The organism is Leifsonia xyli subsp. cynodontis DSM 46306 (genome assembly GCF_000470775.1).
In the GTDB taxonomy this organism is placed as follows: Bacteria; Actinomycetota; Actinomycetes; order Actinomycetales; family Microbacteriaceae; genus Leifsonia; species Leifsonia cynodontis.
In genome coordinates, this window is the sequence record NC_022438.1 from 1,603,196 (window position 1) to 1,623,567 (window position 20,372).

A 20,372-nucleotide genomic window follows, 5' to 3' on the forward strand; every position below is an offset into this window, starting at 1 on the left:
GCCGTCGAGGCGCTGACGAGGGAGACCCGATGACGTTGCTCTGCGTCACGAACGACATGGATGACTGGAGATCCTGCACTATCCGGGACGCCCACACCGTCCGTTGCGGGAACCCCGGCACCTGCACCGGCTGCCTGCCACGCCTGGCGCAGGTCGGGCTGCTCTGCTACCCGTGCTGGGATCGCGTGGAACACGCCTTCGCCGACTGGACCGCCGAACGCGCCCACCTGATGGGGTCGATCGACCGGGCCGTGCAACGCGACACCGGTGGCCGCACCTGCGGCCCGGAGGGATACGTCCCCATCCCCGGCACCCGCCTCGCCGTCGACGAGGTCGAGTCCTACCTCCGCTCCTCGAACGGGTTCCAGGCAGCGGAGGCGTGGGTGTCCACGGTGGCGGGCGCGGCGGACGCGGTCCGGTTCGCCGCCGCCGCCCACCGGGCGCTGCGCACCCATGAGCTCGAAGAACGCGCCCGCCCGCTACGCCGAACCCGCTGCCCCGAATGCGGGCAGCTGTCCTTCGTCCGCAACCCACCCGCCACCGCCGGTGCCCCCGTCACCGTCGTCTGCCAGAACGAAACATGCCGCACCGTCATCCGCGAAGGCGACCGCACCCCGAAGAAATTCGGTGACGAGGAGAAACTCGCCATCATCGCCCGCATCGAGAAAACCCGACCAAAGGAACGTAGCGCATGACAGGAGGACGCATGATCACGTTCGAGGACAGCGCAGACCCCAAGTACATCGATGTGGACCTAGCCGCACAGCTCGTGAACCGGAAGCAGCGCACGATCTACGAATGGATCAAGTTCGAGTCCGTCCGCACCCTCAAGCGACCGAACATGGCAGTGCTCGTACATATGGACGACATTCGCAAGATCGACGGCGAAAGGGCACACGGCAGACGCAGAAAACCCCGCCCACCATGGGAACGACTCGCCGGAAGGGATGCTTGACACTAAGCCGCACTGCCCGCAATCTCGAAGAAGAGGATGGAGAACTCCACCCAAGAAGGCCCCGCAAGCGAATCCCCGCATCGCTCGCAGGGCCTTCGTGATTCTCTGGGTCCGACTCCTGGAGGTCTCTCATGGCTGTGTCGTTGGGTCTCGGGACCGATTTCGAAGCAGAAGTCGCCACGCTGGCCGGGGTCACCAGCTACGACCCCGGCAGTCTGGAGATCACGCTCCTCAACCCGACCGGCGACACAACAATCAGGTTCACCATCGCAGTAAACGTCGACACCCCCACCCTGAAGATCATCCTCGGGAAGCACATATCATGAGCGCCATCCAGTGGTGGAACGGCGGACACGACAGCCCCCTCAGCACCATCGGCTTCGTCCCGAATGAGCACCGCCGATGAGCATGCGGGTGTGCACCGTAAGCGGATGCCCCACCATCTTCGACGCAACCGAAGGCACGCGCTGCAGCGGGCACCGCAAGCAGACAGACCGAGCACGCGGCAGTCGCAAGCAACGAGGCTACGACGCCAACCACGACCGACTCCGCCGGCAATGGGCACCACGAGTAGCAGCAGGCACCATCCGCTGCGCACGCTGCGGCCTATACATCGGCACCGGCGAACCGTGGGCACTCGACCACACCGACACGCGTGACGGCTACCTCGGCCCATCACACTCGCGCTGCAACAACAGCGCAGGAGGCAAAGCCTCACACCGATTCGCGGATTGATCCCCCGCGACAGAGAAGCCCAGCGTCCTGAGCGCTGGGCTTCTCGCGTTCCTCAGGAGAATGACATGGCACAAGATAGCCCAACCAAGACGTGCGCCCAATGCGACCGGCCAGTCCGAGCGAGGGGCCTCTGCTCAACGCACTATAACCAGACGCAGAGCAACCGACACCGCAAGACGACGGTCGCCTGCGCAGTATGCGGCAACGCGGTCGCCAGGGCCACACACAGCGACCGCGCTCACGTCTGCTCAGCACCCTGCCGCGCCGCGCTCGCAGGACGTACCAGTGGCACAGGCAAGTACGACTGGGCGCGCGACGCAGCCAACCGAGCAAGGCAAGCCGGGGCCCACATCATCGAGGTCTTCACCGATATCGAGATCCACGAGCGTTACGGATGGATGTGCTACCTGTGCGGCACAGCAGTGGACCGCAGAGTTGATCCGCTCCACCCCGACGCGCCGAGCATCGACCACATGGTGCCACTGTCCAAGGGCGGACAGCACACCCGCAGCAACGTGGCCCGTGCTCACCTGCACTGCAACAGCAGCAAGCAGGACCGACCCGCACCCATGCCGCACGCCGTGTGACTCTCACGCAAGGCAAGGCGAACACAGATTCGAAGGTCGAGTTAGCCGAGTCGAACACAGACCCAGGGGGTAGGGGTCAAGCAGCCCCCACGCCGACCCGCCGGGGAGGTCGGCCGTTGGTGCGGAGGGTTCAAAAGTTTCGCTCCACCCCCTTTTTCGAACGTTGATTCGAATGTCCGTCGGTTCTGAGCGATTCGGAACTGCAGCGCGACGCTGAGGAGAAGCACATGCCTAGTGGTGGCGCTCGTAATAGGTCCGGTCCGCAGGCTGACCTGTCGTCTGGTCGGTCTGAGCAGCGTGGAATCAAGCTGGCTGCGCTCCCCGCGGGTGGTTTCACGGGCGAGATCCCAGAGTTTCCCCTGCCGATCGCGTCGGCGATCGTGTGGACGACCGATGAGGATGGGCGCCGTGCCAAGCGTGTCGATGAGGACGCCACTGAGGAGCAGCGTTCGCGCGAGCTTGAGGTGTGGTGTGAGGCATGGCGGACTCCGCAGGCGATCGCTTGGAAGCGTGAGTCGTGGCGGTGGCCGGTCATCGGCGAGTACTGCCGCCTTAAGACGATCGTGGAGCGGGACCCTGGTGCGAACGCGACTCTCGTTGGTCAGCTCCACCGTTTCCGTGACCAGATCGGCTTGACGCCGGCCGGGATGCGCGAGAACGGGTGGGCGATCGCGGTCGACGTGGTGGCGGAGAAGCGCGAGGAGCGATCGGAGACTCCGACCGCGGCGCCGGCGCGGCGGTTGAGGGCCGTCAATGGCGGACGGTGAGTTCGTCGTCGACTTCCCTACCCTCGGTGATCTTGGTGATGCGTGGATCACGCAGCACTGTCGCGTGCCTGATGGGTTCGCGCGTGGGAAGCCGCTGCAGATGTCGGACTGGCAGTTCTGGTGCCATGCGAACCGGTATCGGATTCGACCGGACGCGGTGTTCGTGCCGCCGGAGGAGGTCGGACCGGATAACCCGGCGACGCTGAACCAGGCGTTCGTTTACCGGCAGACGCTGATCGTTGGGCCGCAGAAGACGGGCAAGGGTCCGTGGAGTGCGGGTCAGACGGCGTTCGAGGCGTGTGGTCCGTCCGTGTTCGCGGGCTGGGCTGAGGCTGGCGATGTCTACAGGTGCGAGGACAACGGCTGCCCGTGTGGCTGGACGTACGAGTACTTGCCGGGTGAGCCGATGGGGATGCGGCATCCGTCGCCGCTGATTCAGATCACGGCGACGTCGGAGGATCAGGCGGACAACATCTACCGTCCGCTGCGGTCGATGATCAAGCTGGGGCCGTTGAAGGAGCTCCTCGCGGTCCGTGAGGGCTTCATCCGCATCCTCGGGTTGTCTGGTGATGATGACCTCGACCGGATCGACGTCGTGACGGCGTCCGCGAACTCGCGACTTGGTAACCCGATCTCGGACGCTGAGCAGGACGAGGTCGGCTTGTACACGAAGTCGAACAAGATGATCGCGGTGGCGGAGACTCAGCGTCGCGGTGCTGCCGGTATGGGCGGCCGGACTCATGCGACTACGAACGCGTGGGACCCGGCGATGAACTCGTACGCGCAGCAGGTGTTCGAGTCGGGGTCGGACGACATCTTCGTTTTCTACCGGGAACCGGACCTCGAGCTTCGCGGGAAGGACGGCAAGCCGCTGTCCTACCGGCGCAAGGATGACCGGCGCCGCATTCACGAGTACGTCTACCGGGGGTCCTGGTGGGTGAACCTCGATTCGATCGAGGCTGAAGCGGTCGAGTTGATGAAGACGGACGCTGCGCAGGCGGAACGGTTCTTCGGTAACCGGATCGTGTCTGGTTCGGGTTCATGGATCTCCGACATGGGCATGTGGGATGTGAAGTCGGCCCCGATCACCGTGGAGCCGCGCACGCAGCTCTGCGGCGGCTTCGATGGGTCGGACAACAACGACCACACCGGTATCCGGCTTGAAACCTTCGACCAGTACCAGTTCACGCCGTCGTACACGCTCGCGGATGTCGAGCGGAAGGCGTACTGGAAGCCGGCCGAGTGGGGTGGCCGCATCCCGCGGTCTGAGGTCATGGCCACGTTCGAGTGGATCGAGAACAACTTCACCGTGGTCCGGTTCTACCTCGACCCGATGTTCTGGGAGACCGAAGCGGATTCGCTGGCGTCCCGTTTCGGGGAGAAGAAGTACATCAAGTGGCCGACGAACCAGGTGGGCCGCATTCACGGCGCGCTCGAGCGGCTACGTGGCGACATCGGCAACGACGAAGCCGCGTTCCGGCACGACGGCGACAAGGACACCCGCCTGCACGTGCAGAACGCGATCGTGCGGGCCCGACCGGGTGAGAAGTACATCATCGGCAAGCCGTCCGAGCACCAGAAGATCGACCTCGCCATGTCGGGTGTCCTCGCTCACGAAGCGACCATGGACGCCATCGCGGCCGGTGAGTTCAAGACCCCGACAGATAACCGGATGTTTGTGTTCCGCTGACCTCATCGATTGGAGCAACCGCATGGCTGCAGCCGATGAGTTCCCGAAGCTTCAGGACATTCCCGAGTTCACACAGTTGCGGAATACGCTGCAGATCAGCCGGCAGCAGACGCGCCTGTACAACGACTACTACGAGGGCTGGCACAAGCTCGCCCAGCTCGGCCTGGCGATCCCGGAGGAACTGAAGCAGTTCACGGTGATGGTGAACTGGCCGCGCCTGGTGGTGGATTCGGTGGAGCAGCGGCTGGATGTGACCGGGTTCCGGATGCCCGGCACCGACTCCGCGGATTCGGCCCTGTGGGATGTGTGGCAGTACAACAACATGGACGAGCTCGCCGGGTTCGCTCACACGGACGCGCTCGCGATCGGCCGCTCTTACGTGTGCGTCGGCACGAACGATGACGACTCGGAGTTCCCGCTGCTGACGGTGGAGTCGCCGTACGAGATGGTCGCGATTCGTGACCCGCGCACCCACCGGGTGATCGCGGGTATGCGCATGTACGGGGAAGCGGACGTCAACGGGACGATCGTCGACAACCGGGTGACCCTGTACCTGCCGAACATGACCCGCTGGCTCGTCCTCCAGGACGGCGTCTGGGTGGATGAGGTCGACCCGGACGTGCATAACCTCGGCGTCCCGCCGATCGTGCCGTTCATCAACCGCAACCGGGCTTCCCGGGGTTTCGGTCTGACCCGGAACATCCTCGAGGGCGTGTCGGAAATGTTCGACATCATCCCGATCGCGGACTCCGCGGCACGGGCGTTGACGAACGCGCAGCTTGCGCAGGAGACCGTCGCGGTGCCGCAGAAGTTCGCCCTCGGCATGTCCAAAGGCGACTTCGTCGACGTCGACGGGAATCCGCTGCCGATATGGGCGTCATATTTCGGGTCGATTTGGGCGAACGCGAACAAGGACGCGAAGGTCGGCCAACTCCCGTCCGCCGACCTCAGCAACTTCGAGACGATGATCAACATGTACGCCCGGCTCGCGTCGGGTATCGCGTCCCTCCCGATCGAGTACTTCGGGTTGAACACGCAGAACCCGCCGTCCGCGGACGGTCAGCGTGCCGGTGAGACACGGCTGATCAAGAAGGCGGAGCGTCGGCAGACGACGTTCGGGCATTCGTGGGAGCAGGTCAACCAGCTTGTCCTCCGCTTCCGGGATGGTGAGTGGAACACGGACGCGACCCGCATGGAGACGCTGTGGCGTGACGCTGGCACCCCCACGATCGCGCAGGTGACGGACGCGGTGGTGAAGGAGTACACGTCCGGTCTGACCGATTGGGAGACCGCGCAGGAGACCCTGGGGCGGTCCCCGGAGACCATCAAGCGGATGAAGCAGCGTCGGCAGGCTGAGCAGGCCGCCGCGATCGGGTTCGGTGTGCAGCAGGCAGCCGACCTGCAGCAGCTCGGCGCGCACGTGCAGGTCACCGACCAGATCGGTAGCGACCAGGCGGCGAGCGGGGCATGACCGTCGCGTCGGTCGCCCTCGACCGGCAGCGGCGGATGATCCAGGTCACCGACCGCACCCGCAACAAGGCCATGCAGGCGTGGCGGGGAATGAACTTCCAGGACCTCGATGGGTCTTGGGCGACGATCGGGCCGGACATCACCCAGCAGGTCGCCGCGGCACAGTACACGCTCGCTGCTGGCGCTGACCGGTTCACGAACCAGGTGGCCGCGCAGACCGGGTTCAGCCAGGACCCGTCCGCGATCGTCCCGGAAGCGTTAGCCGGTGTCGATGGGATGGGCCGTGAGCTCTCCGACACCCTGTACGGGTCGGTGACGGCGACGAAGAAAGCGATCGGGTCCGGACGGTTCGGTGCGGGCGGTTCAATGATGATCGGCCAGTCCTACCTGGGCGCGATCGTGAAGACCCTCATCACCGACGCATCCCGCGACGCCGACAAAGTCTCGGGGACGGGCAAGGGGTACACGCACTACGTGCGCGTCTGCTCGGGGCAGGCCTGCTCGAGGTGCGCGGTCCTCTCCGGGATACACTCCGGCCCGGACGCATTCGCCCGGCACACGTGCTGCCAATGCACCGCCGCCCCCGTCCACGTCGACGGGAAAGTCGTGAAGGAGCTGTCCTCGTTGAAGGGCATCCCCACCACCCCGGAGGAGTACTTCGACTCCCTGTCGAAGTCGGAACAGGACCGTGTCTTCACGAAGGCCGGCGCGGAGGCGATCCGGAACGGCGCCAACGTCACCACGGTCGTGAACGCACGCCGTGGCGCTGACGGGATCGGGTACGCATCCCACGGTGGCGCGAAGACCGGCCCAGGCCCCCGCGGGGTCTTCACCAAGACCACGATCGGATACCGCCCCAACGGCACACCGGTTCAGGTGTACACCACGTCAGAGGGCACAACCCGCCGCGGCGGGTTCGGGCGTCAGCAGATCCGGATGGGCTCCACCGGCCGGGTCCGGCTGATGCCGGAGTCCATTCTGGAGATCGCCGGCAACGACAAAGAGTTGGCGCAGGCGTTCCTCCGTGACGCCGGCTACCTCGACTACGTGCCGCCGAACGGCTACACGACCGACTGGGTCATCAATGGCCTCCCGGCGCAGCAGCGCGCCGACCGTGTCCTCGTAGACCAGGCGACCCTCCGCTACGGAAACTTCACCCTCGGCTGACCACAGCCCTTCATGCCCCCGGCAGACGCGATGTCTGACGGTTCATTCCAAGCGATTTGGAGACAACCAGAATGCCCGACCCGACCGAACCCGTCGTCGAGAACAACGAGCCCGTCGTCGAGAACGACGGCGAGCTCGGAGACGCCGGCAAGCGAGCAATCGCAGCCGAGCGGAAACGCGCGGAGATCGCCGAGAAGTCCCTGAAGGCCCTTCAGGAGGAGATCACCAAGCGGGAGAACGCCGAACTCTCGGAACTTGAGCGATTCAAGAAAGAGAACGAGGAACTCCGCAACAACAACTCGACCTCGAGCCTCGAAGCGACTCGCTACAAGGTCGCACTCGAGAAGGGCATCCCAGTAGACCTGGCCGGACGGCTCCAGGGAAGCAACTACGAGGAGCTCGCCGCGGACGCGGATACTCTCGTCTCCCTGCTCCCGGCGGCCGGCGCCCCGGTCAAGCAAACCCCACGTCCAGACCCGTCCCAGGGCGCGAAACGGCAGCACGCTGCCGCGTCGCCTCGGGAAGCGTTCGGCGACGCTCTCAAATCCGCTCTCGGCCGCAGCTAGCGGCCTAACCTCTAGGAGTCCTCGTGGCTATCAACCCCACAGCGCTCGCGAACGTCAACGGCACCCTGCTGCCGCCGACGATCACCGGGCCCATCTTCAACAAGGCTGCCGAGCAGTCGGCCGTCATGTCCCTCGCGCGGCGTGTCCCGCTCTCCATCAACGCCCAGACGGCGATCCCCGTCCCCATGGACATCCCGGTCGCTGACTGGGTCGGAGAGGGTGGCGCCAAGACCGGCGGCCAGGCCGGCGTCGGCGTCAAGACCATGACCGGCAAGAAGATCGCCCTTCTGGTGCCGGTCTCCGACGAGGTCGCGTCCACGAACCCGGGCGGTCTGTACGACCAGCTCGAGCAGGACCTCCCGACCGCGATCTCCCGCGCGTTCGACTTCGCGGCGATCAACGGCAAGTCCCTGAAGACCGGCGGCGCGGGTCCCTTCAGCGACTACCTGGCGCTCACGAGCTCCACGGTCGCGCTCGGCACCGGCGCACAGTCGAACGGTGGTCTGTACAACGACATCGTGACCGGCGCGGGCAAGGTCGTCGACAAGAACTACGACTTCACCGGCATCGCCGCTGACCCGCGGTTCAAGATCGACGCCCAGCTCCAGACGGACACGCAGGGTCACCCGCTGTTCAACGACGAGGCCGGCACGCTCGCCGGGTTCCAGACGTTCTTCAACAAGGGCGTCTCGGGCAAGTACTGGCGCGCGGGTGACTCGGTGCAGACCATCACCATCGCCGGCACCCCGACCGGTGGCACGTTCATCGTGTCCTCGGGCGGCAATTCCTACACGGCCGCGTACAACGTCTCCGCGGCGACGCTGCAGTCCGCGATCCAGGCATGGGGCGGCGTGTACGCCACCGTCACCGTCACCGGCACCGCGGGCTCCTCGTACGTGATCACCTTCCCGGCGGTCTCGACGAACATCGCCAGTGCGGCCGCCCCGGTCACCGTCAACGGCAAGGCCCTCACCGGCGGCACCAACGTGACCGCCACCGTGGCCGCGTCCGGCGCCGGCGGCACCGACTCCCTCCTCCGCGGCATCGGCGGTGACTGGTCCCAGGCGGCGTACGGCGTCGGCATGGACATCACCATCAAGGTGTCCCAGGAGGCGTCGTACTACGACGGCTCGACCTGGCACTCCGCGTTCCAGGAGAACCTCACCCTGCTCCTCGTCGAGGCCTACTTCGGCTTCGTGATGGGCTCCCCGGACGCCTTCGTGGCGTACACGAAGGGCACCGCCGCCTTCTAAGCCGCCGCCCCTTCCGATAACCGAGCAACGACGAGAGAGGGTGCGCGATGGCTACCAACCCTGCAACCGTGACGGACCTGCAGAACAGGGCCCTCCGCACCCTCTCCACCGTCGAAACCACTGTCGCCCAGCAGTGGCTGAACGACGCGTTCAACAACCTCACCACCCGCCTCCCCTCCATCACCACCCGCCTCCCCTCCGACGGAACAGGCCCCGACGACACACCGTCGACCGGGTTCCAGGAGCTCGTCGTGCAGACGGTGTGCGCGATGGTCATGCGGGTGTTCAATAACCCCAACGGTCTCCTCGACGAGACCGTGGACGACTACACGTCCCGCCGAGACGCCACCCAGTCGACCGGTCTGCTGTACGCGACCGATGACGAGCTGGCGCTGCTCGCGGAGTCGGGGTCTTCGGCGAACTCGTTCACGATCAGCCCGCTAGGACGCAGCCCGGACGCGACGTGGACTCCTGACCGGGTGATGTCCTGGTGAGCGCATCTTCCACGCTCGCGCACGGCCGCGCGTTGGCGGAAGCGCTGATGGAGTCCACCTGCGTGATCACCCGCGCCGGCACCCCGACCGTGGATCACTCCACCGGGGCCACGACAAGCGCTGACGCGACGATCTACACGGGCCCGTGTCGTCTCCGGTTCCCGTTCGTGCGGCCGGAGCAGGCGGACGCTGCCGGGCAGGTGGTGGAGAAGACGCGCGGGATTCTGTCGTTGCCGATCTTGGACCCGTCCACGGCGAGTGTGCGGACGGGCGATGTGGTGACAATCACGGTGAACCCGTCCGACCCGGGCATTGTCGGCATCACACTCCGCGTGGAGGGGCCGTTCCCGGAGACACACCCGACCGCGCGCCGGCTGCCGGTGGAGGTGGTCTCGTGAGCGACGGTTTCGAAGTCGACTTCTCCGACGTGATGAAGCTCGCCGCCGACATGGGTCACGTGGATGAGACGCTGGCCCCGCTTGTGCGGAAGGCGATCGAGGTTACCGCGCGGAAGGTGAAGGACAGCGCGAAGGCGAAGGTGGCCGCGGGTTCGTCGTCATGGTCAGGTCTGCCGAACACGATCGACTACGACCTCCACGGCACCACCGGCGCGCGCCTGGGCGGGATTTCCGCCGAGGTTGGGTACAACAAGTCCCGCGGGGGCGGCAAGCTTGGCAACATCCGCGAATTCGGTGCGCCGGCCAAGAACCGCGGGCCGCACAACGACCTCGCGAACGCCCTGGAGGAGAACCAGGACGACTTTCAGCGTGGGCTGGAGATCGCAGCCTCGGATGCTGAGAAGGCGGCCGGCCTGTGAGGTGGGCTGATGTGGAGGCGGCGCGGGCGCTGGTTGAGCAGGTGCCGATCCTGACGGGTGCGACGTTCATCTCGAAGGCGCCAGAAGACCCGGCGAACCCGGATCGGATGCAGCCGTTGCCGTACGCGCTCATGCACCCCATCGGTGGAACCCCGACCGCCGAGCGTGAGACGGGCCCAGCGGTGACCGAACACCCATCGATCACCTTGCACCTGGTGGGTTCGTCGGCGGAGCAGGTGATCGCGCTGACGGATCTCCTCCGTCCGGTCTTGACGCCGGAAACGGTGCCTGTGGTCGCCGGCCGCCTTAATGGGCGTGTCTGGTGGCGTGAGCCGCTGCCTGTTCAGGAGGACACCGACGTGTCCCCGTCCCTGATCTACGCCGTGATCGAATTCGGTTGGCGTTCCGACCCCGCCTGAGGAGGCAAATCTCATGACCCCGTTCATTCGTGTGCGTTCAGCTGATGGGCCGAAGCACGAGTACGACGTCTCCCCCGAACTTGTGGTGGCGTTCCCCGACGACTACGTGATCATCGACGACAACCCCGTCGATTCGGCACGTGAGCCGAAGTACGTGACCGAGAAGGCCACGAAGCCGGCGAAACCCGCGGCCGAGGCCGCCCCCGAACCGTCCCTGGGCGAGACCAACGAGGAGGGTGCCTGATGGCAACCGAAGCAGTACCCGCAGGCACCGTAGCGGACGGTAACGGGCTCGTCCTGTTCGTCCCCACGATCGCCGACCCCTACGGCACCGGCCCGACCGTCGCCGAACTCACCGCCACCGGTGTGAAGAAGCTGACCTATTCCATCGACGCCGGCGGCTACACGCACACCATCACCGTCAACAAGGTCAAGGTGAACCGTCTCACGATGGCGCAGGAGCTCCAGTACGACGGCATCGTCACCGACGACATCTCGATCAAGTACGCGTACACGAACACCGTCAGCGACATCGCCCGGCTCGCGCTCCCCGCGGGTGCCGTCGGGTTCATCGTGGAGCGGTGGGCCGTCCCGAACGGGCAAGCGATCGCTGCCGGCGACATTATCGATGTCATCCCGATCAAAGCGTCGATCCCCGCGAAGGACGCCCCCGCCGCGAACGCGGAGCTGACCCGCACGCAGACCCTGAACGTCACCGGTCCTGTGTCCCGCGACATCCCCGTCCACGCGTAACAGGCCCCTGCCGGGCGTAAACCATGCCCAGGGAACGCCCGGCAGGCCTCCTCTTCATCTCTGGGCTGATCCCTGGGGAGCAGACTCTCTTGTCACTTGATGACGACCTCGACGCCGACCTGACCCGTGATGTCGACTACGCCGACCTGAACATCACCATCAACGGGAAACTGCGCACCCTGCGGTTCACCCAGATGGACGGCCTCGAATGGGCCGAACTCACCGACCGTTTCCCAGCCCGACCCGATGTCCTTCTCGATATGCGTTACGGGTACAACCTGCGCTCCCTGTCGAAAGCCGCAGCGCCCCTGTGCGGGAAACTCCTCGACGGCGACAAGCAGGTAGCCCTCACTGAGGAGCAGTGGGAGAAGCTGTTCAAATCGCAGCCCGGGTCCACGATCACGCGCATCGGTGACGTCATCTGGAACCTCAACGAGTACCTGCCCACAGCAACGGTGGAGGCCCTAAAAAAAGGATCAACGCCCGCGTCCAGCAAGAACTGATCCTCGCACGGGAGCTGGGCATCTCCCACCGCCGACTGATGGGCCGGGAACTCCGCGAGATCACCGAGGAGTTCGACGGTGACGGGAACCTCCTCAGTCGCACAGTCACACGACGGGAGCCGGAGTTCACATCTCGTGAGGTGAACTTGCTGCTCGCGTCGAAAGAACTACAGGACGACCTCAACCCCTACGGCATCCCGTACAGCGAAGCCACGAACCCGAAAAACCAGCACGCGTACGTCGCCGACCCCATGCCAACGATCGACCATGCCGCTAAAACGGTTCTCGACGCGCAGGACGCCTACTACAAACAATGGCCCAACACATCATCGAACGGGCATTTGTGGCAGGTGCGACGGAAGGATTAACGGCGCTTCCGCAAACCGCGAAGCAGCAGGACGGTTCCAACAACCGCACAGAACACAACTGCAAACAGCTTGTATCCAAATTCATCGGTGCCTACCGGACGCACGAGAATACCGAGGCCCCAGGCATACACCGCCGCCGCCGCGATGATCCAGCCGGTTCCGCGGCCTTTCTTGACGTCCTTCGACTCAGTCATGAGCCGCCTGAACCCTTGTTCCGCTGCACAGAAGTCAGTGCCATCACACCGCCGACGACCGCAGCCACAACCGCAGCCACGAGAAGCAACCCCGTATCCGCGGCGAATCCGTTGAAGACGCTGACGACGACCCAGGTGATGAAAATCACGCCAGCGACGATCAAAGCGTATACCCACGACGGTCGCGTGGACCGCGCCGTCCGATAAACGGACTCATCAAATCGGATCGGTTCCTTCGACACGCGCTGATCTTACAACCCGCGCTTCCCGCGCACCATGCCGTGAAGGGAGACCCCCTATGGCTGATAGGACGACGAAGGTCACGTTCACCGCGAACTTCAACAACTACCTCGCCGGGATGGACGCTGCGTCACGGAAGACGCAGGAGTTCGCGGCCGGGTCGGCGCAGAAGCTCGCCGCGCAGAAGCAGGCGTTCACCGATATCGGCCACACTGCCCTCCTCGCAGGCGGCGTCATCGCGGCGGGCCTCGTGGTCGCCGTTAACGCGTTCTCCGAGTTCGACGCGAAGATGTCGCAGGTTCACGCGCTGTCGCACGCCAGCGGCGATGACATGAAGCGGCTCTCCGACGCCGCCATGACTGCCGGCACCCAGATCGGGTTCTCGGCAGCACAGACAGCGGACGCGGAGATCGAGCTCATCAAGGCGGGCGTGTCCGTGTCGAACATCCTCGGCGGTGCGCTGAAGGGTTCCCTCGAACTCGCTGCCGCCGGTCAGATCGACGTGGCGGACGCGACCGAGATCGCGACGATCGCGCTCACCCAGTTCGGGTTGAAGGGTTCCGACATCCCCCACGTCGCGGACCTCCTCGCCGCCGGTGCGGACAAAGCCCTTGGTGGTGTCTCCGACCTCGGCGAGGCCCTGAAGTCGGGTGGTCTGGTCGCCGCCCAGTTCGGTGTCTCCCTTGATGAGACCGTGGGCACCCTGTCCGCGTTCGCGAACGCTGGCCTCCTCGGTGAGACGGCCGGCACTGATCTGCGGCAGATGCTCTTGAAGCTCGCGGACCCGTCCGCGGAGGCCCAGCATGACATGGAACGGCTCGGCATCAGCCTGTATGACCAGCAGGGCAAGTTCGTCGGCATCGCGAACCTGGCGGGACAGTTGCACGACAAGCTCGGCGCGCTCGACGAGGCCACCCGCAACCAGACCCTGGCGACGATTTTCGGCGCCCGTGCGATCGCCGGCGCGAACGTCCTCTACAAAGAGGGCGCGAAAGGCATCTCGGACTGGACCAACAACGTCAACGACACCGGTTTCGCGGCCGCGCAGGCGGCCGGGAAAATGGACAACCTCCAAGGCGACATCACCAAGCTCGGTGCGGCGTTCCAGAACGACCTCATCAAGGGCGGCTCCGGAGCAAACGACGTCCTCCGTGGGACCGTGCAAAACGTCACCGCCCTCGTGAAGACCATCAGCGGCGTCCCACAACCTGTGGTCGCGGTCGGGGTCGTGATCGCCGGTCTGACCGCGGGTGTGCTGCTCCTCGGCGGTGGGTTCCTCTCGATCGTGCCGAAAATCGCCGCCACGAAAGCGGCCATGGCCGAACTCAACCTCACCGGCAGGAGCCTCGGGAAGATGCTCGGCAAGGGTGGCCTCATTGCCGCCGGACTGATCGGACTAGAGGGCGCTCTCGCTGGTGCGTCGTCGTCGATCCAGTTGACCTCCGCCCAGGTATCCGACCTGAACTCGCGGCTGAACAACGCCGACTTCACGGGCATCAACAAGGAGTTCGTGGACGCGAACGGCAATATCACCAAGATGGGAGACGCCCTCGACGACCTGTTCTCGCCGAACTTCTTCAAGAACTACTACGGCGGCGTCGCCCAGCTCAACGGGGTTTTGAAGAACTGGACGGGAATCGATCTCGGCGCGTGGGCGGACACCAACAAGGCGAAGTTCGCGCAGCTCGGCACCCAGCTTGGTGAGACCGCGAAGAAGGACCTTCCCCAGGCCGCGCGGCAGTTCCAGCAATTCGTGAAGCTCGCTGGTGGTGGGTCGGAGAAGGCGCACGAACTCCTCAACGCTATGCCTGACTATAAGGCTGCCCTGATCGACCTCGCGTCCGGAATGGGGAAGACCCTGAGTGGCCAGGAGCTCCTCAACCTGGCCCAGGGGAAGGGGACGTTTGCGGCGAAGCTCGCGACCAAGTCCGCAGCTCGGCAGGCGGCGGCGCTGGCGAAGCTGTCGGGGACTGCCGTGGATGCGAAGGGGGATATTTCTGACCTGGCGAAGGAGATCACGAATTTCGGGAAGGCCGAGTTCGATGCGGAGGACACGGATCGGGCGTTGCATCAGGCGATCGATGATGTGACTTCGAAGCTGAAGGATCAGGTGGACGCGTATAAGCAGGCGCACGGGAATCTCAATGGGTTTACGAAATCGCTTGATATCAACACGCAGAACGGCCGCGACAACTCTGCCGCGCTCGAGCAGATCGCCAAGTCCGCTCTCGCGCACGCTGCCGCGGTCGCGACGCAGACCGGGAGCCAGGAGCAGGCGACGGCTGCGATCAATGATGGCCGTGCGGCGCTGATCAACGCTCTGGCTCAGTTCGGTGTTACTGGGCAGGCGGCGCAGGAGTATGCCGACAAGCTCGGTCTGATCCCGAGCAACGTGTCGACTCTGATCAAGTTGAACAAGTCGCAGGCGCAGATCGACGCGGAGAACCTCATCGACACCCTGAATCGGGTGCAGCGCAACATCGACATCGCGGTCACCCTCCACGGGGCGAACCATCTGGCCACTACGGGCGGGCTGAGGGTCGCGAACGCGAACGGTGGCATGTACTCGTACGCGGATGGTGGGTTCGGGGCGGGTATCTATTCCGGTGGGGCGCCGTTGTACAAGTTCGCCGAGCCGGAGACGCGGTGGGAGGCGTTCATCTCGGGCAAGCCTGGGCAGGAGGCCAGGAGTAGGCAGATCTGGGCGCAGGCGGGCCGCAAGCTCGGCATGGGCCCGAGTGGCGCTGCTAGCTCGACGACGGTCTCTCTCGCGGGGGCAACGATCCTCATGTCCGTTGACGGCCGTCAGATGACCGCGGTCATCCAGGACCAGATCGTGTCCGCGAGCCGTGCGCAGAAGACCGGCCTTCAGGGCGGCATGCAGGAGGTGGCTTACTGATGCCCTACGCCCCGACTCTGACGGCCTTCACCGACGCGAACCCGGGCGTGCGTGTCCTGGTCACGTTCTCGGCCCTCGCGTCCGGGACGCAGACGATCAACGTCTACCGGACAGCGGAGGGACGCCGGTTCAAGGTCCGCGGTGGTGTGAACCTGTACGCGGTCGGTGGTGTCGCCGTGATGGACTTCGAGGTTCCGCTCGGAGTCGCGGCGACGTACCAGGCGGAACAGTTCGACTCGTCGGGCCTGTCCCTCGGGTTCACGGACGCGACCTCTGTGACCGTGTCGACGTCGGGTGTGTTCACGGACACGTCGCAGGCGATCTTGCATCAACCGTTGTCGCCGTCGCTGTCGATCATCGCGAACCTGGATGCTTCTACCGCTGCGGATGTCGCGAACGTGGTGCCTGGGTCGTTGACGTACCCGGAGGGCGCGACGGTCGGCACCTGGATCGGTGGGCGCCGGCAGGGCATCAGCGGCCTCGCGTTGACGGTGAAGGCGCAGTCGTACGCGGACGCTGACGAGTTCCGCAACATGTTCGGCGGGTATACGACCGATTTCCCCGCCGTGCTCTGTGTTCGCACTGCCCCGCCGGTGAGGCTTCCGCGGGTGCTGTTCGCGTCCGTCGACATGGTGCATGAGTCGGTCGACTACATCAACTCTCTGGTGACGTTCGCGTTGACGGTGAACGAGGTTGCTCCGCCCGCACCAGGGCTCATCATCCCCACCCTCCGCCGTGAAGACCTGGACGTGGCCTATGCGACCCGTGGTGCGGGGGACGCCGCGTACGCGACCCGTTTGTCGAGGGACACCGACTACAGCAAGGCGGGGCTCGCGGGATGAGGTTCGGAACTCCACAGCTGAAGCAGGTTCTCACCGGGTCGTTCACCCACCGGTACGTCGTCGATGTCATCAAGGACGGCTCCCGGGCGCTGCGGGACGTCCCGGTGACGAATGTGCGCCTCACGGACAGTGGCGCCTCTCTGGTGCAGTCGACGGGTTCGTTGACGATCGTCTACCAGGGCGATTTCGCCGACTCGGTCGCCCCGTCGCGGATCGGTGACATTCTCGCGCCGTTTGGCACACGGCTGATCGTGTACGCCCTCATCACCGCCGGGCCGGGGTTCCAGGAGCGGGTCGCCCTGGGGCATTACCTCATCACGGGGGCGCCGAAGATCCGGACCACCCGGTTCCAGTACCAGGGCGCCGGGGCGGTGAAGGGCGACCTGATCGATCTCACCATTGGTGACCTGTTCGCGGGGGTGCAGTGGGACCGGTTCGACATCCCCGGCGTTGCCCCGGACCTCACGTCGGTGTGGAAGGAGTATCAGCGTCTGGTCGGCCTCCCCGTGACGAGGACGGTCGCTGACGCGGCGATCCCGACAGCGGTGGCGTACCAGGAGGACAAGCTCCAAGCCTGCTACGACCTCGCCACTGTCCTCGACGGGGTGGCGTACATGACCGCCGATGGCACAGCCTCGATGCGGCCGAACGTGTGGCCGGCCGCCGTGGACACCCTCCATAGCGGCGACGTGAACGGTGACGGCACTCCCGTGAAAGCTGGTGCTACCTCGGACGGGACCCTGGTCGATGTGGTGCCGTCGCTTGCGAACGACAATGTGTACAACGCGGTCGTCGTGCGGGGGAACTCGCAGGACGCCTCGACGATCGTGCTCGCGACGGCGGAGGTCACTGATGGGCCGTTGCGGGTGCGGAACCAGGACGGGTCGCTGTCCCCGTACCGGCGCAAGCCCTACTTCTACTCGTCCCAGTACGTGACCACGCAGGCGCAGGCGGACGCATACGCCCAGCAGATGCTTCCCCGGGTGTCCCGGCTGCGCTCGATCACCTACGACCTGGTGGAGACGTTCAACCCGCTCCGCGAGGTCGGCGACGTCCTCACCGTGCGCAGGCTCGGGCAGGCGTTCACCTGCCGCATCACCGACATCAGCCGGGACGCCGGCGCAACCCAGACCGTGACCGTGGCGGTGAACCCATGACCGACGACTACAGCGCCGCGCTGCTCCGCGCCCTCCAGGGACGTGCGCGGGTGAAGATCCTGCAGGGCACGTTCGTCGCCCAGTCAACGTTCGGGTGCAACGTCGATGTCGGGGTGGGCTCGTCATCGTCGCGGATTCCCGCGCACCTCGGCACGTCGTTCCTCCCGGAGGTCAACGAGCCGGTGTGGGTGTGGAACATTGACAAGCAGTGGTTCGTCACGGGGCCTGTCGCATCGAAACCCGACCGTGGCACCGTCGTCTCGGTGGCAAGCGGTCTGGTGACGTTGACGACCGCGCTGGGCACCACGGTGATCGCCCCGTACACGGGGCCCAGCCCGTCGGCCGGGCAGATCATGAAACTGCTGTGGCACGGTGGGCCGTTCGCGATGCTCATGTCCACCAGCCCGGTACCGAACACACCCCCACCGGCCCCCGGCGGCGGGACGACCACGCACCAGGACGTGTTCACGGCAATCGACGCAGGGTCCTATGGGTCGGGCCGGTGGTGGACGAACCAGGTTTACGCATCCGACAAAAACCTTGGGTGCTGGTTCTACGGCACGAAAACCGCCGACACCATCCCGGCGTCCGCGACGATTCAACGCGTCGAGCTGTACGTCTCGCCGGAGAGGATTAGCGGTTCGCCGCCGAACATCGCCGTCCATGGGTACTCGGCCAAGCCCGGAGACGCGCCCGCGCTGGCGACCGTCGCCGCCGTGGCGATCTCCGGCGGCTGGGTGACCCTCCCCGCCTCGATCGGGAACAACCTCAAGGCCGGCGGCGGCTATGTGGGTGTCGGCTTCAACCATGGCGGATACAGCATCCTCCGCTCCCTCGCCGAAGACGGGTTCTCCGGCGCGCTGCGCATCACCTCCACCTACTGAAAGCAGGCACAGCATGGCACGAGACAGTTCCGGGACGAAGAACCAGCCCCAATACTCCTCCTCCGGGGTGCCGGCCCAGGCCGCTGACCTGTCCGAGGTGTCGAACTACGCGGCCGGCGTCGGCAACCGCAAGACCGGCACCTCCACCACCCGCACGGGCCTGACCGGCGCGGACGTGTGGGACGGCCTCGAGTTCTACGAAACCGACACCGGCGCCACGTGGGAGCACGGCTCGTCCGGCTGGGCGCGCAAGCGCATCACCCGCCTCGGCCGGGCGCGCCTCACCTCGCCGCTGGTGTTGTCCGTCGCGTCGACGTGGACCGACGTGCTCTCCGTCACGGTCACATCGACGGGTGGTTTGACCCTTGCGGACTGGCGCGCATACGTGTCGAACCAGAACTCCGGCAGCCGGCAGATCGCCCAGTTCCGGGTCCTCTGCGATGGCACCCAAGTCGATGACACCCTCAACAACGACCTACCTTGGATCAGCGGCGCGACATCACAGTACGCGGCCGGATTCGAGCACGAACTCTCCACCGCGGCCGGATCACACGTCTGGAAACTGCAGGTCCAATGCTCTTCGGCGTCGGCGATCAGCGTGAACAACGCGGTCCTGATCCTGAGCGAGGTGTGACCATGACCCTGCTTGAGGGTGTTGACATCTCCTACACGCAGGGCGACTACACCCCTGCGGGTGAGGATTTCGTGATCATCAACGCCTCCCGCGCCAATGTTGGACTCACCGTCGGGTCCTGCTACCGGGCACAGGTCGCGCTCGCGCGGGCCGCGGGGAGGCATGTCGGGCATTACTTCTTCAACGGGAACCTCGACCCAGTGGTGTGCGCGGACTTCTTCGCCGACAACCTCGCCTACGTCGCCGGGGATTCGCTGTGGCTCGATATCGAGGACGAGGCATCCACAGGCACCCGGGCGTGGAGCCCCGCGCAGGCGCTCGCCTTCCTGAACCAGGTGAAGACCCGTCTCAGGGTGGTCCCGGGCGTGTATCTGAACAAGTCGCTCATGGACGCCGCCGACTGGTCCGCCGTCGTGGCGGCCGGCGCGCCCTTGTGGATCGCCTCCTACACCCCGTCCCCACCACCCATCCGGTGGTGGCCTGACTGGACGGTATGGCAGTACACGTCCACCCCCATCGACCGTAACAAAGCCCAAACGTCGCTGACCACAGCGTTCACAACCCCAACCCCTCTGGAGGAGGACATGAAAATCCAGCTGATCAAAACGGGCGACGCCTCCGGCGCGATCGGCACGTTGAACCCGGACGGGACCCTCGACTGGCTGACCGCGGACGAGTTCCAAGCCCTGACCCGCACCGGCCTCATCGAGCCCGTCCACGCGGAAGGCGACGGGACGGTATGGGGCATCCTCGCATCCCGCACCGCACGCCTCCGCGCACAACAGGGCGGCGACCCCGTGGCCCTCGCGAAGTCCGTGTCCGCCCTTCTCGTCCCGGCCGTGCTGGCCGGCATCCAGGCCAACAGTGGCCTCTCCCTCACCCCTGAACAAGTCCAGGCCGCGTGCGAGACCGCGATCAAGGACGTGTTCGCCCACGCATCCACCTAGAACCCTCTCCCGAACCCCATGAGAGGGGAAC

The 20,372-nt window shown here is 65.5% G+C and carries 26 protein-coding genes; 24 read left to right on the plus strand and 2 right to left on the minus strand.

What is annotated here, in order from left to right; translation table 11 throughout:
- Positions 1-29: 29 nt before the first annotated feature.
- The 18 genes from O159_RS07660 to O159_RS07745 all read left to right on the plus strand — a co-directional run bounded on the left by O159_RS07660 (position 30) and on the right by O159_RS07745 (position 12,544).
- The gene (locus tag O159_RS07660; RefSeq protein WP_021755195.1) at positions 30-695 is read left to right on the plus strand and encodes a hypothetical protein; all 666 of its coding nucleotides are present in this window, start codon (positions 30-32) and stop codon (positions 693-695) included.
- Between the two features lie 11 nt (positions 696-706).
- The gene (locus O159_RS07665; RefSeq protein WP_021755197.1) at positions 707-955 is read left to right on the plus strand and encodes a hypothetical protein; all 249 of its coding nucleotides are present in this window, start codon (positions 707-709) and stop codon (positions 953-955) included.
- A 131-nt stretch (positions 956-1,086) separates the two neighbouring features.
- Positions 1,087-1,281 (plus strand): hypothetical protein, encoded by a 195-nt coding sequence (locus tag O159_RS07670; RefSeq protein WP_021755198.1) that lies wholly within the window; start codon positions 1,087-1,089, stop codon positions 1,279-1,281.
- Positions 1,282-2,088: 807 nt separating this feature from the next.
- Complete coding sequence (locus O159_RS16810) at positions 2,089-2,277, plus strand: HNH endonuclease (RefSeq protein ID WP_407929749.1); 189 nt, start codon at positions 2,089-2,091, stop codon at positions 2,275-2,277.
- 227 nt (positions 2,278-2,504) lie between these two features.
- Positions 2,505-3,044 carry a hypothetical protein gene (locus tag O159_RS07680; protein WP_021755199.1) on the plus strand — a complete coding sequence of 180 codons (540 nt, stop codon included), beginning with the start codon at positions 2,505-2,507 and terminating at the stop codon, positions 3,042-3,044.
- Positions 3,045-3,108: 64 nt separating this feature from the next.
- The gene (locus O159_RS07685; protein ID WP_201766211.1) at positions 3,109-4,734 is read left to right on the plus strand and encodes a hypothetical protein; all 1,626 of its coding nucleotides are present in this window, start codon (positions 3,109-3,111) and stop codon (positions 4,732-4,734) included.
- A gap of 22 nt (positions 4,735-4,756) precedes the next feature.
- A complete protein-coding gene (locus O159_RS07690; RefSeq protein ID WP_021755201.1) occupies positions 4,757-6,205 on the plus strand; it encodes a phage portal protein in 1,449 nt (482 codons plus the stop codon).
- Positions 6,202-7,371, plus strand: a complete 1,170-nt coding sequence (locus O159_RS07695; protein WP_021755202.1) for a hypothetical protein — start codon at positions 6,202-6,204, stop codon at positions 7,369-7,371. Before O159_RS07690 ends, O159_RS07695 begins: the two co-directional genes overlap by 4 nt.
- Before the next feature lie 71 nt (positions 7,372-7,442).
- Positions 7,443-7,937 carry a capsid assembly scaffolding protein Gp46 family protein gene (locus O159_RS07700; protein WP_021755203.1) on the plus strand — a complete coding sequence of 165 codons (495 nt, stop codon included), beginning with the start codon at positions 7,443-7,445 and terminating at the stop codon, positions 7,935-7,937.
- A gap of 23 nt (positions 7,938-7,960) precedes the next feature.
- A complete protein-coding gene (locus tag O159_RS15230) occupies positions 7,961-9,190 on the plus strand; it encodes a phage major capsid protein (protein ID WP_021755204.1) in 1,230 nt (409 codons plus the stop codon).
- A gap of 68 nt (positions 9,191-9,258) precedes the next feature.
- Positions 9,259-9,684: a hypothetical protein gene (locus O159_RS07710; RefSeq protein WP_021755205.1), complete on the plus strand. Its 426-nt coding sequence runs from the start codon at positions 9,259-9,261 to the stop codon at positions 9,682-9,684.
- Complete coding sequence (locus O159_RS07715; RefSeq protein ID WP_021755206.1) at positions 9,681-10,082, plus strand: DUF6093 family protein; 402 nt, start codon at positions 9,681-9,683, stop codon at positions 10,080-10,082. Before O159_RS07710 ends, O159_RS07715 begins: the two co-directional genes overlap by 4 nt.
- On the plus strand, positions 10,079-10,501 hold the full coding sequence (locus tag O159_RS07720) for a hypothetical protein (RefSeq protein WP_021755207.1): 423 nt from the start codon (positions 10,079-10,081) through the stop codon (positions 10,499-10,501). Before O159_RS07715 ends, O159_RS07720 begins: the two co-directional genes overlap by 4 nt.
- A gap of 11 nt (positions 10,502-10,512) precedes the next feature.
- Positions 10,513-10,920 (plus strand): hypothetical protein, encoded by a 408-nt coding sequence (locus tag O159_RS07725; RefSeq protein WP_021755209.1) that lies wholly within the window; start codon positions 10,513-10,515, stop codon positions 10,918-10,920.
- Positions 10,921-10,933: 13 nt separating this feature from the next.
- Positions 10,934-11,164: a hypothetical protein gene (locus O159_RS07730; protein WP_021755212.1), complete on the plus strand. Its 231-nt coding sequence runs from the start codon at positions 10,934-10,936 to the stop codon at positions 11,162-11,164.
- Positions 11,164-11,673, plus strand: a complete 510-nt coding sequence (locus O159_RS07735) for a phage tail tube protein (protein ID WP_021755215.1) — start codon at positions 11,164-11,166, stop codon at positions 11,671-11,673. The genes O159_RS07730 and O159_RS07735 overlap by 1 nt, the downstream gene beginning before the upstream one ends.
- 89 nt (positions 11,674-11,762) lie before the next feature.
- Complete coding sequence (locus O159_RS07740) at positions 11,763-12,176, plus strand: hypothetical protein (RefSeq protein WP_021755217.1); 414 nt, start codon at positions 11,763-11,765, stop codon at positions 12,174-12,176.
- 38 nt (positions 12,177-12,214) lie between these two features.
- Entirely contained in the window at positions 12,215-12,544 is a 330-nt protein-coding gene (locus O159_RS07745) for a hypothetical protein (RefSeq protein ID WP_021755219.1), read from the plus strand.
- Here the strand turns inward: O159_RS07745 and O159_RS14515 are convergent.
- Together O159_RS14515 and O159_RS14520 are read right to left on the minus strand one after the other, a co-directional pair.
- Complete coding sequence (locus O159_RS14515; RefSeq protein WP_021755221.1) at positions 12,541-12,738, minus strand: hypothetical protein; 198 nt, start codon at positions 12,736-12,738, stop codon at positions 12,541-12,543. The genes O159_RS07745 and O159_RS14515 overlap by 4 nt on opposite strands.
- Positions 12,735-12,980 (minus strand): hypothetical protein, encoded by a 246-nt coding sequence (locus O159_RS14520; protein WP_144267596.1) that lies wholly within the window; start codon positions 12,978-12,980, stop codon positions 12,735-12,737. Before O159_RS14520 ends, O159_RS14515 begins: the two co-directional genes overlap by 4 nt.
- Positions 12,981-13,036: 56 nt before the next feature.
- Between O159_RS14520 and O159_RS13265 the strand changes: the two genes are divergently transcribed.
- From O159_RS13265 to O159_RS07775, 6 genes are read left to right on the plus strand one after another with little or no spacing between them, the layout of a single operon-like run.
- A complete protein-coding gene (locus tag O159_RS13265) occupies positions 13,037-15,877 on the plus strand; it encodes a phage tail tape measure protein (RefSeq protein WP_021755223.1) in 2,841 nt (946 codons plus the stop codon).
- Complete coding sequence (locus tag O159_RS07755; RefSeq protein WP_021755226.1) at positions 15,877-16,719, plus strand: hypothetical protein; 843 nt, start codon at positions 15,877-15,879, stop codon at positions 16,717-16,719. The genes O159_RS13265 and O159_RS07755 overlap by 1 nt, the downstream gene beginning before the upstream one ends.
- On the plus strand, positions 16,716-17,876 hold the full coding sequence (locus tag O159_RS07760) for a hypothetical protein (RefSeq protein WP_021755228.1): 1,161 nt from the start codon (positions 16,716-16,718) through the stop codon (positions 17,874-17,876). Before O159_RS07755 ends, O159_RS07760 begins: the two co-directional genes overlap by 4 nt.
- Positions 17,873-18,760: a hypothetical protein gene (locus O159_RS07765; protein WP_021755231.1), complete on the plus strand. Its 888-nt coding sequence runs from the start codon at positions 17,873-17,875 to the stop codon at positions 18,758-18,760. The genes O159_RS07760 and O159_RS07765 overlap by 4 nt, the downstream gene beginning before the upstream one ends.
- A gap of 13 nt (positions 18,761-18,773) precedes the next feature.
- On the plus strand, positions 18,774-19,394 hold the full coding sequence (locus O159_RS07770; RefSeq protein WP_144267598.1) for a hypothetical protein: 621 nt from the start codon (positions 18,774-18,776) through the stop codon (positions 19,392-19,394).
- Between the two features lie 2 nt (positions 19,395-19,396).
- Positions 19,397-20,341 (plus strand): glycoside hydrolase family 25 protein, encoded by a 945-nt coding sequence (locus O159_RS07775; RefSeq protein WP_021755233.1) that lies wholly within the window; start codon positions 19,397-19,399, stop codon positions 20,339-20,341.
- Positions 20,342-20,372: the final 31 nt, after the last annotated feature.

Excerpts from the sequence above, each read along its gene's own strand:
- O159_RS07660 (WP_021755195.1), top strand. The coding sequence starts at position 30 with ATGACGTTGCTCTGCGTCACGAACGACATGGATGACTGGAGATCCTGC.
- O159_RS07665 (WP_021755197.1), top strand. The coding sequence starts at position 707 with ATGATCACGTTCGAGGACAGCGCAGACCCCAAGTACATCGATGTGGAC.
- O159_RS07670 (WP_021755198.1), top strand. The coding sequence starts at position 1,087 with ATGGCTGTGTCGTTGGGTCTCGGGACCGATTTCGAAGCAGAAGTCGCC.
- O159_RS16810 (WP_407929749.1), top strand. The coding sequence starts at position 2,089 with ATGTGCTACCTGTGCGGCACAGCAGTGGACCGCAGAGTTGATCCGCTC.
- O159_RS07680 (WP_021755199.1), top strand. The coding sequence starts at position 2,505 with ATGCCTAGTGGTGGCGCTCGTAATAGGTCCGGTCCGCAGGCTGACCTG.
- O159_RS07690 (WP_021755201.1), top strand. The coding sequence starts at position 4,757 with ATGGCTGCAGCCGATGAGTTCCCGAAGCTTCAGGACATTCCCGAGTTC.
- O159_RS07695 (WP_021755202.1), top strand. The coding sequence starts at position 6,202 with ATGACCGTCGCGTCGGTCGCCCTCGACCGGCAGCGGCGGATGATCCAG.
- O159_RS07700 (WP_021755203.1), top strand. The coding sequence starts at position 7,443 with ATGCCCGACCCGACCGAACCCGTCGTCGAGAACAACGAGCCCGTCGTC.
- O159_RS07730 (WP_021755212.1), top strand. The coding sequence starts at position 10,934 with ATGACCCCGTTCATTCGTGTGCGTTCAGCTGATGGGCCGAAGCACGAG.
- O159_RS07735 (WP_021755215.1), top strand. The coding sequence starts at position 11,164 with ATGGCAACCGAAGCAGTACCCGCAGGCACCGTAGCGGACGGTAACGGG.
- O159_RS07745 (WP_021755219.1), top strand. The coding sequence starts at position 12,215 with ATGGGCCGGGAACTCCGCGAGATCACCGAGGAGTTCGACGGTGACGGG.
- O159_RS14515 (WP_021755221.1), bottom strand. The coding sequence starts at position 12,738 with ATGACTGAGTCGAAGGACGTCAAGAAAGGCCGCGGAACCGGCTGGATC.
- O159_RS13265 (WP_021755223.1), top strand. The coding sequence starts at position 13,037 with ATGGCTGATAGGACGACGAAGGTCACGTTCACCGCGAACTTCAACAAC.
- O159_RS07755 (WP_021755226.1), top strand. The coding sequence starts at position 15,877 with ATGCCCTACGCCCCGACTCTGACGGCCTTCACCGACGCGAACCCGGGC.
- O159_RS07760 (WP_021755228.1), top strand. The coding sequence starts at position 16,716 with ATGAGGTTCGGAACTCCACAGCTGAAGCAGGTTCTCACCGGGTCGTTC.
- O159_RS07765 (WP_021755231.1), top strand. The coding sequence starts at position 17,873 with ATGACCGACGACTACAGCGCCGCGCTGCTCCGCGCCCTCCAGGGACGT.
- O159_RS07770 (WP_144267598.1), top strand. The coding sequence starts at position 18,774 with ATGGCACGAGACAGTTCCGGGACGAAGAACCAGCCCCAATACTCCTCC.
- O159_RS07775 (WP_021755233.1), top strand. The coding sequence starts at position 19,397 with ATGACCCTGCTTGAGGGTGTTGACATCTCCTACACGCAGGGCGACTAC.